The following is a 14,184-nucleotide window of genomic DNA, read 5'->3' as shown; positions in this document are numbered from 1 at the left end:
GAGTAGGCAAACAAGATGAGCGAGTCAGTAAAGCGCGCGTTTGAAGGGGTAAAGCTGTTTCCGTTCTGGTTGGACAATCCGCGCGCGCCGGCTGTCGAACGGGAATTGATCGGTCCGACGTCCGCGGATCTGGTGGTGGTCGGTGGTGGTTTTACCGGGTTATGGGCGGCGATTCAGGCGAAAGAAGCGGACCCGTCGCTCGACGTCGTGCTGGTCGAAGCGGGGAAAGTGGCCTACGGTGCGTCGGGCCGTCCGGGCGGGATCATCTCCACGTCGGTGATGCATGGTCTGCCGAATGCGACCCGGGTGTTTCCGCAAGACCTCGACGTGCTGGAAAAGCTGGGTCAGGAGAATCTCGACGGTTTCAAGGAGTCGTTGACGCGTTACGGTATTGAAGCGGACGTCGAATGGAATGGCGAGATGACGGTCGCGGTCGACCCGGGCCACCTCGATCATCTGAAGGGCGATTACGAGTTGCACGTGTCGCACGGGCACGACGTGGTGCTGCTCGACAGCAACGGCGCCAGAGAACAACTCGATTCGCCGCTGTTCGCGGGCGCGATGTGGTCACGTAATCGCAGCGGCACGATTCATCCGGCCAAGCTCGCGTGGGGTTTGAAAGCGGCTGCGTTGAAGCTCGGCGTGCGTTTGCATGAACACTCGCCGATCACGCGTCTGGAGGATCTCGGCGCGACGATGATCGTGCATACCCAGGCGGGGCGCATCGAAACTCCGCGTGTGCTGCTCGGCACCGGCACGGCGGACGTGGGCGTGACCGACATCAAGCGCCGCGTGATGCAGGTGCGCGATCACATCATCGCGACCGCGCCGCTGAGCGACGAGCAGATGGCGCGGATTGGCTGGAACAATCGCCAGGGCATTTACGACACGCGTACGCAACTCAATTATTTCCGACTCACCAAAGACAACCGGATCATCTTCGGCGGCCGCGTGAGCTATCACTTCGGCGGCGATCCGAATCCGGCCGCGGATCGTGACGAAAGCACCTACTACAAGCTCGCCGAGGCGTTCTATCGCACCTTCCCGCAATTGCACGACGTGCGCTTTACCCACGCATGGGGCGGCCCGATCGACTACTGCTCGCGGGGCGCCGTGTTCGCGCGCCGCTATCACGGCGGCAAGAGCGTGTTCGTCGCGGGCTACACGGGCTTCGGCGTGGCGGGCAGCCGATTCGGTGCGAAGATGGGCCTCGATATGCTGTGGAATCGCGATACCGTGATCACGTCGCTGGATATTTCGCGCAAAGGGCCGTCGTACATTCCGCCTGAACCGCTGCGCTGGATCGCCGCGAAGATCACCTTCAACGCCTTCGACGGCGCCGACGATCGAGGCGGCTGGCGGCGTCTGTGGATCAATTCGATCAAGGCGCTGGGTTTTCCGATGTAGCGGCGGCGTTTTTATTCATTGCCGCCGGAATAAAAAAACCGCACCTTAACGGGTGCGGTTCCTGTTGCAGCAACGGTGTGAAGCAGTATGAATCAACCGCAGTACACGATGCTGTACTTCTTGGTCGCCACCGGCATATGCCACGTGCCCGAGAAGCCCTTGTGCAGGATGAAGGCGTCGCCGGCGGCATAGCGTTCGCTGCGGCCGTCGTCGCTGGTGATCACGACTTCGCCTTCGATCAGCACGCAGACTTCGTGGATCGGCAGGTCGGCCAGCTTAAGCGTGCCCGCATCGCATTGCCATACGCCGGCGGACAACATGTTGGTCGCGTCGGAGAAGGCGTTGAGGGCGTGCGGCGCCCTGGCGCCTTCCAGAATGACGTCGGCGGGATCGTGCAGGGCTGGGTTCAGGCCGGAAGCGCCGGGGCCTTTAGCGTCGATGCGGGTGAAAGTGATGGTGCTCATGTGTCTCTCCTGGTTGATGTGATTCAGAGGCAAGGAAGTCGATAACAGGGAATTCGATGAAGAAATCGAAGCAGAACCGGAGTCTGAGCCAAAGCTGCGTAGCGATGAATTTCGATTTGAAGACATTCAGATTGAGCGGCGTCGATGTAAAGCCTTCGATACCGCATGGGCGCGATCCGCGGCCCACGATCTGACCTAACACAATCCATGTAAAGGACTAAGCCATGCAATCGCAATTCCAACATGCCCGGCAGTTTTATATCGACGGCCAATGGGTCGACCCGTTAAACGCGGCCGGCGCGCCCACGCTCGACGTGATCGATCCGTCCACGGCCACGCCGTTCGCGCAGATTTCGCTCGGCAGCACGGCGGATGTCGACCGTGCGGTGGCCGCTGCGAAGCGTGCTTTTCCGGCTTATAGCGAGACGACGATCGCGCAGCGAATCGATCTGCTGCAGGCGATCCTCGACGTCTACCGCAAGCGCTACGACGACATGGTGCATGCGATCAGCCGCGAGATGGGGGCACCGCTGCAGTATGCGAACGACGCGCAGGCATGGACCGGCGTCGCGCATCTGGAGACAATGATCCGCACGCTCGACACGTTCGAATTCGAGTACGTGAAGAGCAGCATTCTGATCCGCAAGGAAGCGGTCGGCGTGTGCGGGCTGATTACGCCGTGGAACTGGCCGGCGCTGCAGATCGCCACCAAGGTGGTGCCCGCGCTCGCGGCCGGCTGCGCGATGGTGCTCAAGCCCTCGGAACTGGCGCCGCTGTCCGGCATCATCTTCGCCGAGATTCTCGACGAAGCGGGCGTGCCGGCCGGCGTGTTCAACCTCGTGAACGGCGAGGGCGCGACGGTGGGCGAGGCGATGTCGCGTCATCCGGATATCGACATGATGTCGTTCACCGGTTCCACACGGGCGGGCGTGCTGGTCGCGAAGGCCGCGGCGGATACGGTCAAGCGCGTGCATCAGGAACTGGGCGGCAAATCGGCCAACCTGATTCTTGAAGATGCCGATCTGAAACACGCGGTGATGCGCGGCGCCCGTGCCTGTTTCGACAACAGCGGCCAGTCGTGCGACGCGCCTACCCGCATGTTCGTGCCGCGCGCTCGCCTCGCCGAGGCGCTCACCTACGCGAAGGAAGCGGCTGACGCACTGGTCGTCGGCGCTGCGGATGCGAAGGGTGTGGATCTTGGACCTGTCATCAGTGAGCAGCAGTTCGACAAGATCCAGCGGCTGATCGGCGTGGGCATCGAAGAAGGCGCAACGTTGGTGGCCGGCGGCCTCGGGCGCCCTGAAGGCCTGAAAGACGGCTACTTCGTACGCCCGACGGTATTCGGCGATGTCACGCCGAACATGACGATCGCGCGCGAGGAGATTTTCGGGCCGGTGCTGTCGATCCTCGGCTACGACTCCGAAGACGAAGCGGTCGCGATGGCCAACGACAGTCTCTACGGTCTCGCAGGCTATGTGCAATCCGCGTCGATCGAACATGCGTATGCGGTGGCGAAGCGCCTGCGTACCGGCACGATCTATCTGAACTACGCGGACTACAGTCCCGATGCGCCGTTCGGCGGCTTCAAGCAATCGGGCAACGGCCGCGAGTATGGCGAGTTCGGTCTCGAGGACTTCCTGGAGATCAAGGGCGTGGTCGGCTACGCGAGTTGAGGCCGCGTGCCGATGGCGGTTCCGAACCTGTAAGCGCCGCTTGAGGGCGTCTATAATCCTCACCGGAATTCGCCATCGGATCTTCAACCTGTGAAAACAACTATCGCTATTGCGCTTGCCGCGCTCGCCCTGAGTGGCTGTATGTCCGCCGAGAAAGAGCAGGCGCAGGAGCGCGACTTCACCCGCTCCGAGAACCTGCTCGATGCCGCGCAGCGTAACGCTGCCATTGCGTGCGCGGATCAGGCGCAGTGCGACAAGGCCTGGTCGCTCACGAAAGACTACGTGGCGAAGCACTCTTATACCTCGATCGTCCGCGCGGACGCGGTGGCGATCGAGACCGACGTGCCGGGCCGCTCGGGCAAGGCAGTCTATTCGGCTACGCGAGTGGCGAAGGGCAGCGGAGCGACTATCACGCTGTATGCGCAGTGCCGTGACATGTATGGTCCGGATCGCGCGATGGGCTCCGATTACGACGACTGCGTGAAGCAGATAGGTCCGACGCAGAACGGCTTTGTGCCGTATCTGCGCCAGCATTTGTCCAGTCAGTAACGGACCAATCTTCAGACCGGCGTGCGGCGCGTCATCATCCGTTCGAACGCGTCGACGATGCGTTGCACGTAGGGATTCTTGTGCGCGAGCACGCCGCTCTCGCGCTCGAAGTGCGCCAGCATGGTCGCGTTCGCTTCGAAGACCAGCACCTGTCCGCCCGGCAGCAAGGTGAAGTCGATCCCGCCGTAGTCGAGATCGAGCTGCCTGCCGATTGCCGCGATGGCATGCATCGCACGCTCGCCGAGCGCGGCATGCGGATTGCCCAGGAACCGCCGCTCTTCCTCCAGCTTCCACGCATGCTGTTCCATGTCGGCGGAGTAGTAGTGGACCATCCAGTGCGATGAAATCGCCAGATGGTAGGGAAACGGCTCGCGATCGACAAAAATGATCCGGTATTTGCGGTAGAAGCCGTCGGTGCTGCGATAGTCGCGAAACGCCGTCAGATAGGAAACCCCGGCTTGTGTCGAGCACCATGCTTCGAGCGCCGCGGGGTTCTCGCATAGCACCAGTCCGTCGCCACCATGCGTAGCGGCGGGGCGCGCCAGAACCGGATACCCGAGGCCACCCGCCGCCAGCAGCGCGCCAAGCGCGGCGCTTGAGGTTGGGGCGGCATCGCTCTGCACACACGGCGCCACCTGTACATCCGGCAAGCCGTTGAGCAGGCTCGCGCTCAGGTGCCGTTGAGTTCGAGCGACAAGCGCGGGTGGATTGAGCATGGGCCGCGCGCAGCGCGAGACGAAGCGCGCGAGCCGGCCGGAGAGCGGGGCGGCGATATCCGCATCGCCAATCGCGTTGAACACGAGATCGTAGGCCGGCAAGAGATCGTCTTCTTCGTCGGCGGCGTAGTCGATCGCGTACTTGATGCGGCACCAGTCCGCGCCAGACAGCAAGGCATCGAATGGCACATTGCCGCCCGTGCGCGCCGCGCAGAGGAGCAGCACGCGACGCTGTTCCGTACCGCTTCCTTCGACAAAGACGCGCTGGATCCGGTAGGCACGTTCCCGGTACCCGGCGGCTTCATCCACCTGTCCAGCGTTTGCAAGGACGGCAGCCAGATTCTGGCAGGCAGTGGCGAGTTGCGGATCGAGTGTCAGAACGAGGCGGTACCAGTATTCCGCGATCGCGTGATCGCCCTTCATGAAGTATCCGGTTGCCACGTCGCAGAGATTCGCGGCGCTGGCGTCGGGTGCCGAGCCGGCGTAGGCGTCCAGCGTGTGGGCGGCGATCAGATGCGCGAGTGCGCCCAGTTCGTCGCCGTCGCCGCGCCGGATTTCGGCGAGGGCTCGGTGGCGGGCTGGATCGAGCGGGGCGCTTTCGCCAACGTGCCCGGCTGACGCGCCCGGAGACGGTGCTTGGCGGACAGCTTCGTGGTGGGCGTTCTGGGTCACGGTCGGTCGGGATAGCGGCAGGCGACGTGCCGCCGCGCATTCGAAGCATAGCGGGCGTGCCTGCGATTCGGCTTACAGCGCCGCGTGCCCGTGCCATGACCAACCAGGTCGTTCGCCTAAGCCATCCGATCGCGCCCCTACAGCAGCAACTCGATCGAATGAAACAGCCGGCGCATCTCGGGGTCTTGCGAGCGGGCGCCTTCGTCGATGACTTCGCGCAAACAGTCGAGAAAACAGGCCGCTGCCGGACTGGTCGGCGCCCCACGCCGCGACGTGATGCTGACGATGGTTTCATCCACGGTTTCGCGCAAGGGCAGCGCCCACAGATTTTCCTTCGCGATGAGCACCTCGACGAGCGGCCACGGGAAGATGCTGACCATGTCCGTTCGTGCGAGCAGGCCGAGCACGACCGAGAGCGAATGCGCGAGATGGATCGTGTGCGGCACCTTCATGCCGCGCTTGCGAAACAGATTGTCCGAGATCGATTCGCGGCTTGCCGGGTCCCAGTTCAGTACCCATTCGGCGTCTTCCAGTTCGAGCAGCGTGCGGCAACCTGCCTTCGGATGATCGCGGCGCGCGCACACCGCCGAATGCGTTGAGAACAGCGGGACGTTGTGAAATTCCGATTGCGGCGATGCGGGCGGCGGACGGCCGATCGAGAAATCGAGGCTGCCGTCGCGCAGGCGCGGTTGCACGACGCCCAGCAGCCCCTCGAAAAATTCCAGCTGGACTTCCGGCATGAGCCGCCGGAACCGCTGCACCGCATGCGGCAGAAACGTCAACGCCACCCATGGCGTCACACCGATCGACAGTTTGCCGGCCGCCGCGCCGCGCAGCGCTTCAATCTCCGCTTCCGCGCGTTGCAACTGACCGAGCACCAGCCGGGCATGCACAACCAGCGCGCGGCCGAATTCCGTAAATGCGACGCCGCTCGCGCCGCGCAACAGCAAGGGCGCCTGCAGGTCGGCTTCCAGTTCGCGCATGGCCTTGGTCACGGCGGCGGGCGACAGATCGAGTGAACGCGCAGCGGCCCGGATACTGCCGGTATCCGCGATGGCCGCCAAGGTGCTGAGCTGATGGAGTTTCATCTGGAAAACCCGTAGAAGGGTGGCAACTACTGGTTGCCGCTGTAACGATTTTACGCCTGCCGCCAGTAAATCGGCGTCGTTATGCTTGGTGCACGCTTTCATAGACGGAGACGACATCGTGAACACCATGGCTATTCCGGCGGGCATCGCCGAACTCGAAGACGAAATGATCGCGCTGCGCCGCCGCATCCACGCGCAGCCCGAACTGGCTTACGAAGAGTTCGCCACCGGCGATCTGGTCGCGGAGCGCTTGCAGGAATGGGGCTACACCGTGCATCGCGGGCTGGGTCAAACGGGCGTTGTCGGGCAACTGAAAGTTGGCAGCGGTACCCGCAGACTCGGCCTGCGCGCCGACATGGACGCGTTGCCGATCCACGAAACCACCGGGCTGCCTTATGCGAGCACGGTGCCGGGCAAGATGCACGCGTGTGGCCACGACGGCCACACGGCGATCCTGCTGGCGGCTGCCAAGCACCTCGCGCAGGAAAAGAATTTCGACGGCACGTTGAACCTGATTTTCCAGCCTGCTGAAGAAGGTCAGGCCGGCGCTAAAAAAATGCTCGAAGACGGCCTGTTCGACAAGTTTCCGTGCGACGCGGTGTTCGCGATGCACAACATGCCGGGCTTTCCTACGGGCAAGTTCGGTTTCCTGCCGGGCTCGTTCATGGCCTCGTCGGACACGGTGATCATCACGGTGACCGGCCGCGGCGGTCATGGCGCGGTACCGCATAAGGCTGTCGATCCTGTGGTGGTGTGCGCGCAGATCGTGCTGGCGTTGCAGTCGATCGTGTCGCGCAACGTTGCGCCGCTCGATATGGCGATCATCACGGTCGGGGCGATTCACGCTGGTGAAGCGCCGAACGTGATTCCTGAAACCGCGGAGATGCGCCTGTCCGTGCGCGCGCTTCGGCCCGAGGTTCGCGACCTGTTGCAGGAGCGCATCACGGCAGTCGCCTGTGGGCAGGCGGCGGTGTTCGGTGCGCGGGCGCACGTGGACTATCAGCGCCGTTATCCGGTGCTCGTCAACGATGCACAGATGACCGGCCTTGCACGGCAAGTCGCGCTCGACTGGCTCGGCGAAGACGGGTTGATCACCGAGATGCAACCGCTGACCGGCAGTGAGGATTTCGCGTTCCTGCTGGAGCGTTGCCCCGGCAGCTACCTGATCATCGGCAATGGCGACGGCGAGGGCGGCTGCATGGTGCACAACCCGGGCTATGACTTCAACGACGCTTGCCTCGCTACGGGCGCGGCTTACTGGGTGCGGCTTGCGCAGACCTTCCTCGTCTGAGGCGGGTTGGATATTTGCCAAAGCGGCCGCAGAGCCGCGCATCGGCAGGTGCTACATGGAGACACAGATGGACTATTCCGCTACACCGCAACCCGCAGGCACTGAGGCGCTGAATCTCGCTGGCGCGTCGGCCGCGCAGCCTGTTAAACGCGCGAGCCACGCCAAAGCGATTGCTGCGATCACGCTTGGCAACGGCCTCGAATTTTTCGATTTCACGATCTACAGCTTCTTCGCGACGATCATCGGCAAGCTGTATTTCCCGGTGGAGGGGCAGCTTGCGCAACTGATGCTGGCGGTCGGCACTTTCGGTGTGGGCTTCATCATGCGGCCGGTGGGCGGCATTGTGCTCGGCGGGTATGCCGATCGCGCCGGACGCAAGGCCGCGATGAGTCTCACGCTGTGGCTGATGACGCTCGGCTCGGCGATCATCGCGTTTGCGCCGACATACGCGATGATCGGCATTGCCGCGCCGTTACTGGTGATCCTGGCGCGCCTGATTCAGGGGTTTGCGCTGGGCGGCGAAATCGGTGCATCGACCTCGTTGCTGCTTGAATATGGCAGCGACAAGACGCGCGGATTCTACGGAAGCTGGCAATTCGTGAGTCAGGGATTGAATACCGTATGCGGTTCGCTGCTGGGTGTAGCGCTGGCCGCGGCGCTGTCCACCGCCGCGCTGGAGAGCTGGGGCTGGCGGGTGCCCTTTGTGATCGGCATGGCGATGGGACCGATTGGTATTTACATCCGGCGGCATCTGAACGAAACGTTGCCGGGTGTGGAAGACGGCACGAGTTCGGTGGGTGAGGCGCCTGATGCGCAGCCGGTTCGCAAGCTGTTCCGCGAGCATTCGCGCGTGATTACGACGGGTGTGTTGACGACGATTGGCGGCACGGCGGCGAACTACATCGTGCTGTTTTATCTGTCTACCTATGCGATTCAGATTTTGAAGTTGCCGATGTCGTCGGCGCTGTGGGCTGCGTGGACTGCGGCGATCGTCACGGTGATCTGTTCGCCATTTGCGGGGGCGTTATCCGACCGCGTGGGGCGTAAGCGTGTTTTGTGGATTTCGCGGGTGTTGTTGATTGTGGCTGTGTATCCGGCTTTTTTCATTATTAATGCTTCGCCGACGGTGCCGGTTTTGTTGTCGGTTGTTGCGGTGCTGGCGGTGTTTGTGGCTTTTACGGCGGTGCCTAATATCGTCATGTTGCCCGAGTTGTTTCCGCGTGCGATTCGCGCTACTGGCATGTCGATTGTTTATTGTTTAGGGGTGTCTATTTTTGGTGGTTTTGCGCAGTTTTTTGCTACCTGGCTGATTCAGATTACGGGGAGCCATCTGGCTCCTGCGTGGTATTTGATCGGGTGCGGAGTGGTGTCGTTGTTGCCGTTGCCGTTTATGCGGGAGACTGCGGGGAAGGCTATAGATTAAAGATGAGGCTGCGCGGGCTGAGGGTTTTGGGTTGGTTTTTTGGCTGCCCGGCAGGTGGGGGCGTTGCGGCGCTTTTTTGTTGATCTGACTCTTTGGCCTTTCCTTGATTTGTTAGTGGTCTATTAGCGTTCCCCCTGTGCGGGGGGCACCTACTTTTCTTTGCCTGCCGCAAAGAAAAGTAGGCAAAAGAAAGCGGCTCAAACCGCTAGCTCATAAGTGGGTCCCCTGCACAGCCACGGTAGTGGTGCATCTGGAATCTGTGTCCTCGCACATTCGGCGCTAGTGACAAGGGCGTCATACCTCCGGCGGCGCTGCGCGCGCCGATGCCCGGTTCAAAAAACCATCAGTTATGCAAATCGCCGGCCAGGTTTCCCTGGCAGACCCGTCCGCGACGCACGTAGTGCGGAGTGGGAGCTGATGAGCGCTTTGTCGCTAACGCGGAGTGTGCGGGAACACAGATTCCAGATGCACCACTACCCCCTCCAAGCCAGGGGACCCGCTTAAGAATTAGCGGTTTGAGCCGCTTTCTTTTGCCTACTTTTCTTTGCGGCAGGCAAAGAAAAGTAGGTGCCCCCCCGCACAGGGGGAACGCTAATAGACCACTAACAAAACAAGGAAAGGCCAAAAGACCAGCACCAGACCAGACCGCTAACAACTCAAGAAAAAGCCAAAGAGTCAGATCAACAAAAAAGCGCCGCGAAGGCCCCTTCCTGCCGGGCAGGCAACCCCCTTCATCGAGCAGCCGACTTCCCATCCCCCACAGGCGCGGCGCCCTCAGCCACCGCTGCCTCCCGCGTCTCCGGCATCGCCGCCCACACCAGCAAAACAGCCAACGCGCCCGCCGCGGCAAGCCCAAAGAAACTTACAGCATTACCAAAATGATCCGCCACAAACCCCGCAGCCGTCGTACTCAACGTCGCCCCAATCCCGGCAGCCAATCCAAACAGCCCAATACACAGGTTATACCGCCCCTTGCCGCCGGCAACATCGGCGGCAATCAACGGCAGCATCACACCGAACACGGCCGCGCTCAGGCCGTCCAGCATCTGCACCGGCACCAGCAAATAAGGGCTGCTGATCCCGGCAAACAACAAAGCCCGTATCGGCAACGCCGAAAACCCCAGCAGCAGAATCGGCCTGCGTCCCCACCGCTCGGCAGAGCGCCCAACCCATGGCGACATCATTGCCACAATCGCCTGCGGCACGATAATGCACGCGGCAATCACGAGCTGCACGTTGTCGCCCATGCCGGCCGTCACCTCGCCCGCGGCGAGATTCAACATCGCTGCATTCGACAAGTGGAACAGCACGATGCAAGCCGCAAACAGCAGCATCCGCTTGTCACGCAACAACTCGCGCAAACTCTCGCGCCGCTCGATCTGCTCCGGCGTCGGCCCGGTTTTGGGCAGCTCGATCGTATCGGTGCGCTGAATCATCGTCAGCGCAAACAGCGCCGGCACGGCAAGCGCCGCAGTCAACCAGAACACCGCGCGGGGCGAATAGTATTCGCCGAAGATGCCCATCAGCCCGGCCGCGACAGCGCTGCCGATCGACGCCCAGCGCGCATTGCGTCCCAGCCGGTCGCCCAGATTCGCACGCCCCACCAGAGCGAACGAGATCGCGGCCAATGCCGGCGTCAACATGCAACTGGCAAAGCCGTGGAATACCTCGGCGGCAATCACCGGCAATACCGTCGGGCTCGCGGCCAGCAGCACCGCGCTGAGAATGATTGCGGCAATCGCCCATGCGGCCGCGCCCTTCTTGTTGCGCAACGCGTCGACTGCGGCGCCCCCCGGCACCTGGCTCACCATCGCACTAATAGTGCCGACGGACAGCGCCATGCCGATCTCGCCCTGGGTCCACTTATGCGACGCGAGGTACGACGCGATGAACGGCCCAAAGCCCGTCTGCACGTTGGCGACGAAGAAATTCAGCCAGTCGAGTGCGCGCAGGCTGCGCGTGGTTACCAAAGTGCGACCTATCATCGGGCCGCCCTTGCGTTGGAACTCGCAGTGACATTGGCCGGCGCAGCAGAGGCCGCAGCAGCGGGTGCCGGCGCCGGAGGCGGCGCGGGCGACACCGCGCGAACCGGTTTGCCGCTGGCGTACGGTGGCGTCGCGTTGATCTGCGCGTCGCTCAAATCGATCAGCGGATGCAGCTCCTTGTCTTTCGTGACAAAGCGCAGCGCGGACCAGTTGGCGGCAATCGTGCGCCGCTCGGTACTGACCATGCCGTTGACGTCGAGCACGACCGCCTGGGGTTGCGCGTTGGCGTCGATCAGCACGTCGATCACGCGACCGACCTTGGCGCCGTTCGAACGCTCGACATCGGCGTCGATCAGCGGTAATTGCAACACAGCGGATTTCGCCGCGGGAGCCGGCACGGCCGCCGCGTTGAGCGTGATTGGCGCGGTTTTCGCGGTCGGCGTAAAGCGGAACGCACTCCAGGGGAAATTGACCTTGCGGTCGCCGACGCCCAGGAAGCCCTGCAGATTGACCACCATCTCGCGCGGCTTGCCGCTCGCATCTGCGATCATGTCGACCGCGCGGCCCACCACCTTGCCGTCGGGTTTCTGCACTTCGCTATCGAGCAAAGTGCGTGCGTCGCTACGCTCGATCGTGCGCAGCACGATCAAGGGCGCGGGCGCAGGGGGCGGCGGCGCGGGCGTGGCGACCGGCGGTGGAGGTTCGACCTTGTGCGGTTTGACAACCGGCTTCTTCGGCTTCTTCGGCTGTTCGGGTTCGGTCGCCTCAGTCTCGACAGGTTCCGGCGCCGAAGCCGCCACAGGGGCGCTCGCGGGCTCGACGGGCATGACCGTGGCGTCGACAATCGGCGCCTGCTGCGGGCCCCACAGCAAGCTGCAACCGGACAGCGCGAACAGCGCGAACACAGCAAGAATCGGAAGACGCCAGGCAGGACGCGAAAAACCGCCGCTCATCAAGAAGGACTCCATGGGCCAATGCGCACGGGCGCTGTGGAGCGCCGCTCTATGTCACGCAATTAAGTCAGGTAAGGGCCAGAGTGTAACCCGTGGCGTTTGGGCGGCCCGGATTTGCAGGCTTTTTGACAGGTGCCGACGAGCGCCGTTCACGCTGTATTGCGCGTCCATCGAGCGTTATGAACCCCGGTTTATCGCCGGTTTTCCGCAATCCGGACCCCGAAACCCTTTCACAACTTCATGACAAACCGTAGGTGTAAACGCGCGGAGCGTCCTCACGGTTTGCCGTCCCTTAAACGATATAAGCATCGCGACATGTCGGGCATGCCATTCATGCGATGGGAGACATATTTGTGTTGCCCTACATTTCGGGACAGCAAAACAAGAACGGAGCATGCGGGTTGTCCGGACGCATCGCAAGCCGACGTTCAAACCTTGCCACACCACATTAGATCAACGCAACGAGACGAACCTGATGGCGGCCGGAAAACGGGCCGTTTCAGCACGCTGATAAAGGAGGCACTCATCATGATGGAACCCCACGCCCAACCGATTTCTGAAGTCGGCGCCGAATCATTCGACGGAAAGGGCTTTCTCGACCGCTACTTCGAAATCTCGTCACGCGGCAGTTCGCAGCGTACGGAAATCGTCGCGGGCATCACGACCTTCCTCGCGATGGTCTACTCCGTGTTCGTCGTGCCGGGCATGTTCGGCAAAGCGGGCTTCGATACCAGCGCGGTGTTCGTCGCCGTGTGCCTGACCACCGCCTTCGGTTCGCTGCTGATGGGCGTGTGGGCACGTTTGCCGATCGCAATCGGTTGCGCGATTTCGCTGACCGCGTTCACTGCGTTCGGTCTCGTGCTCGGCAAAGGTCTGCATCCGACCGTCGCGCTCGGCGCGGTGTTCCTGATGGGCGTCGTCTTCACCGCGATCTCGGTGACGGGCGTGCGTTCGTGGATTCTGCGCAATCTGCCCACCGGCATCGCGCACGGCACGGGGATCGGCATCGGCCTGTTCCTGCTGCTGATCGCCGCAAATGACGTGGGTCTGGTCGTCAAGAATCCGGGCGCCGGCCTGCCGGTGGCGCTCGGCAACATCACGGCCTTGCCGGCGATCATGTCGGTGGCGGGTCTGGCTGCGATCTTCGGTCTGGTGCGCCGTCGCGTGCCGGGTTCGATCCTGATCGTGATCGTCGCGATCTCGGCGATCGCGCTCGTGATCGATCCGACGGTGGTGTTCCACGGCGTGTTCGCACTGCCGTCGCTGAGCGCGCCGGGCCACGCTTCGCTGATTGGCGCGATGGACATCAAGGGCGCACTGTCGATGGCCGTCTTGCCTAGCGTGCTGGCTCTGGTGATGACCGCCGTGTTCGACGCAACCGGCACGATTCGCGCCGTTGCCGGACAAGCCGGTCAGCTCGACGAAAACGGCCGCATCATCAACGGCGGCCGGGCGCTGACGGCGGATTCGCTGAGCTCGATTTTCTCGGGCCTGCTCGGCGGTGCACCGGCGGCTGCTTACATCGAATCGACGGTCGGCGTCGCTGCCGGCGCGAAGACCGGGATGGCTGCCGCAGTGGTCGGCCTGCTGTTCCTCGTGGTGATGTTCTTCTCGCCGCTGGCCAGTCTCGTGCCTTCGTATGCCACGGCTCCCGCGCTGATGTACGTGGGCCTGCTGATGCTCTCGAACGTGAGCAAGCTGCACATGGACGACATGGTCGATGCAATGTCGGGCCTGATGTGCGCCGTATTCATCGTGCTGACCGCCAACATCGTGACGGGCATCATGCTCGGCTTCGCGACACTGGTGATCGGCCGCGTGGTGAGCGGTGAGTATCGCAAGCTGAACGTGGGCACGGTTGTCATTGCTGCCGTGCTGGTCGGTTTCTATCTCGGCGGCTGGGCGATCTGATTCTGCCGCACTGCGCTTTACGCGGTTTTGCTGTAGCGCGAGAGCAGAGCAG

General features: G+C 62.7%; 11 protein-coding genes. 6 read left to right on the top strand and 5 right to left on the bottom strand.

What is annotated here, in order from left to right; translation table 11 throughout:
* The first annotated feature begins 15 nt into the window (after positions 1 to 15).
* Entirely contained in the window at positions 16 to 1,407 is a 1,392-nt protein-coding gene (locus GH665_RS13935; RefSeq protein ID WP_153136356.1) for an NAD(P)/FAD-dependent oxidoreductase, read from the top strand.
* Positions 1,408 to 1,499: 92 nt separating this feature from the next.
* Here GH665_RS13935 and GH665_RS13930 read toward each other — a convergent pair whose 3' ends face one another.
* Positions 1,500 to 1,871 carry a cupin domain-containing protein gene (locus tag GH665_RS13930; RefSeq protein WP_153136355.1) on the bottom strand — a complete coding sequence of 124 codons (372 nt, stop codon included), beginning with the start codon at positions 1,869 to 1,871 and terminating at the stop codon, positions 1,500 to 1,502.
* A 224-nt stretch (positions 1,872 to 2,095) separates the two neighbouring features.
* Between GH665_RS13930 and GH665_RS13925 the strand changes: the two genes are divergently transcribed.
* Both GH665_RS13925 and GH665_RS13920 read left to right on the top strand, forming a co-directional pair.
* Complete coding sequence (locus GH665_RS13925; RefSeq protein WP_153136354.1) at positions 2,096 to 3,544, top strand: aldehyde dehydrogenase family protein; 1,449 nt, start codon at positions 2,096 to 2,098, stop codon at positions 3,542 to 3,544.
* Positions 3,545 to 3,634: 90 nt separating this feature from the next.
* Complete coding sequence (locus tag GH665_RS13920; RefSeq protein ID WP_046565894.1) at positions 3,635 to 4,093, top strand: hypothetical protein; 459 nt, start codon at positions 3,635 to 3,637, stop codon at positions 4,091 to 4,093.
* A gap of 11 nt (positions 4,094 to 4,104) precedes the next feature.
* Here the strand turns inward: GH665_RS13920 and GH665_RS13915 are convergent, their stop codons facing one another.
* Positions 4,105 to 5,481, bottom strand: a complete 1,377-nt coding sequence (locus GH665_RS13915; RefSeq protein WP_153136353.1) for an ATP-binding protein — start codon at positions 5,479 to 5,481, stop codon at positions 4,105 to 4,107.
* Positions 5,482 to 5,618: 137 nt separating this feature from the next.
* Positions 5,619 to 6,569, bottom strand: a complete 951-nt coding sequence (locus GH665_RS13910; protein ID WP_153136352.1) for a LysR family transcriptional regulator — start codon at positions 6,567 to 6,569, stop codon at positions 5,619 to 5,621.
* A 118-nt stretch (positions 6,570 to 6,687) separates the two neighbouring features.
* Here GH665_RS13910 and GH665_RS13905 point away from each other — a divergent pair, with 118 nt between their 5' ends.
* Positions 6,688 to 7,860 carry a M20 aminoacylase family protein gene (locus GH665_RS13905; protein ID WP_035520684.1) on the top strand — a complete coding sequence of 391 codons (1,173 nt, stop codon included), beginning with the start codon at positions 6,688 to 6,690 and terminating at the stop codon, positions 7,858 to 7,860.
* 67 nt (positions 7,861 to 7,927) lie between these two features.
* On the top strand, positions 7,928 to 9,283 hold the full coding sequence (locus GH665_RS13900) for an MFS transporter (protein ID WP_153136351.1): 1,356 nt from the start codon (positions 7,928 to 7,930) through the stop codon (positions 9,281 to 9,283).
* A 731-nt stretch (positions 9,284 to 10,014) separates the two neighbouring features.
* Here GH665_RS13900 and GH665_RS13895 read toward each other — a convergent pair.
* Together GH665_RS13895 and GH665_RS13890 are read right to left on the bottom strand one after the other, a co-directional pair.
* Positions 10,015 to 11,268 (bottom strand): MFS transporter, encoded by a 1,254-nt coding sequence (locus GH665_RS13895; protein WP_153136350.1) that lies wholly within the window; start codon positions 11,266 to 11,268, stop codon positions 10,015 to 10,017.
* Positions 11,265 to 12,221: a PRC-barrel domain-containing protein gene (locus tag GH665_RS13890; protein WP_153136349.1), complete on the bottom strand. Its 957-nt coding sequence runs from the start codon at positions 12,219 to 12,221 to the stop codon at positions 11,265 to 11,267. The genes GH665_RS13895 and GH665_RS13890 overlap by 4 nt, the downstream gene beginning before the upstream one ends.
* Before the next feature lie 528 nt (positions 12,222 to 12,749).
* Here GH665_RS13890 and GH665_RS13885 point away from each other — a divergent pair.
* Entirely contained in the window at positions 12,750 to 14,132 is a 1,383-nt protein-coding gene (locus tag GH665_RS13885; protein ID WP_153136348.1) for an NCS2 family permease, read from the top strand.
* Positions 14,133 to 14,184 lie beyond the last annotated feature (52 nt).

The organism is Paraburkholderia agricolaris (genome assembly GCF_009455635.1).
GTDB classification, from domain to species: domain Bacteria; phylum Pseudomonadota; class Gammaproteobacteria; order Burkholderiales; family Burkholderiaceae; genus Paraburkholderia; species Paraburkholderia agricolaris.
The sequence above is the reverse complement of the archived record's forward strand: the minus strand, read 5'-3'. Positions and strand labels throughout refer to the sequence as shown.

Coding starts and splice junctions, on each gene's coding strand:
- GH665_RS13910 (WP_153136352.1), bottom strand. CDS start 6,569: ATGAAACTCCATCAGCTCAGCACCTTGGCGGCCATCGCGGATACCGGC.
- GH665_RS13885 (WP_153136348.1), top strand. CDS start 12,750: ATGATGGAACCCCACGCCCAACCGATTTCTGAAGTCGGCGCCGAATCA.
- GH665_RS13925 (WP_153136354.1), top strand. CDS start 2,096: ATGCAATCGCAATTCCAACATGCCCGGCAGTTTTATATCGACGGCCAA.
- GH665_RS13930 (WP_153136355.1), bottom strand. CDS start 1,871: ATGAGCACCATCACTTTCACCCGCATCGACGCTAAAGGCCCCGGCGCT.
- GH665_RS13895 (WP_153136350.1), bottom strand. CDS start 11,268: ATGATAGGTCGCACTTTGGTAACCACGCGCAGCCTGCGCGCACTCGAC.
- GH665_RS13900 (WP_153136351.1), top strand. CDS start 7,928: ATGGACTATTCCGCTACACCGCAACCCGCAGGCACTGAGGCGCTGAAT.
- GH665_RS13890 (WP_153136349.1), bottom strand. CDS start 12,221: ATGAGCGGCGGTTTTTCGCGTCCTGCCTGGCGTCTTCCGATTCTTGCT.
- GH665_RS13935 (WP_153136356.1), top strand. CDS start 16: ATGAGCGAGTCAGTAAAGCGCGCGTTTGAAGGGGTAAAGCTGTTTCCG.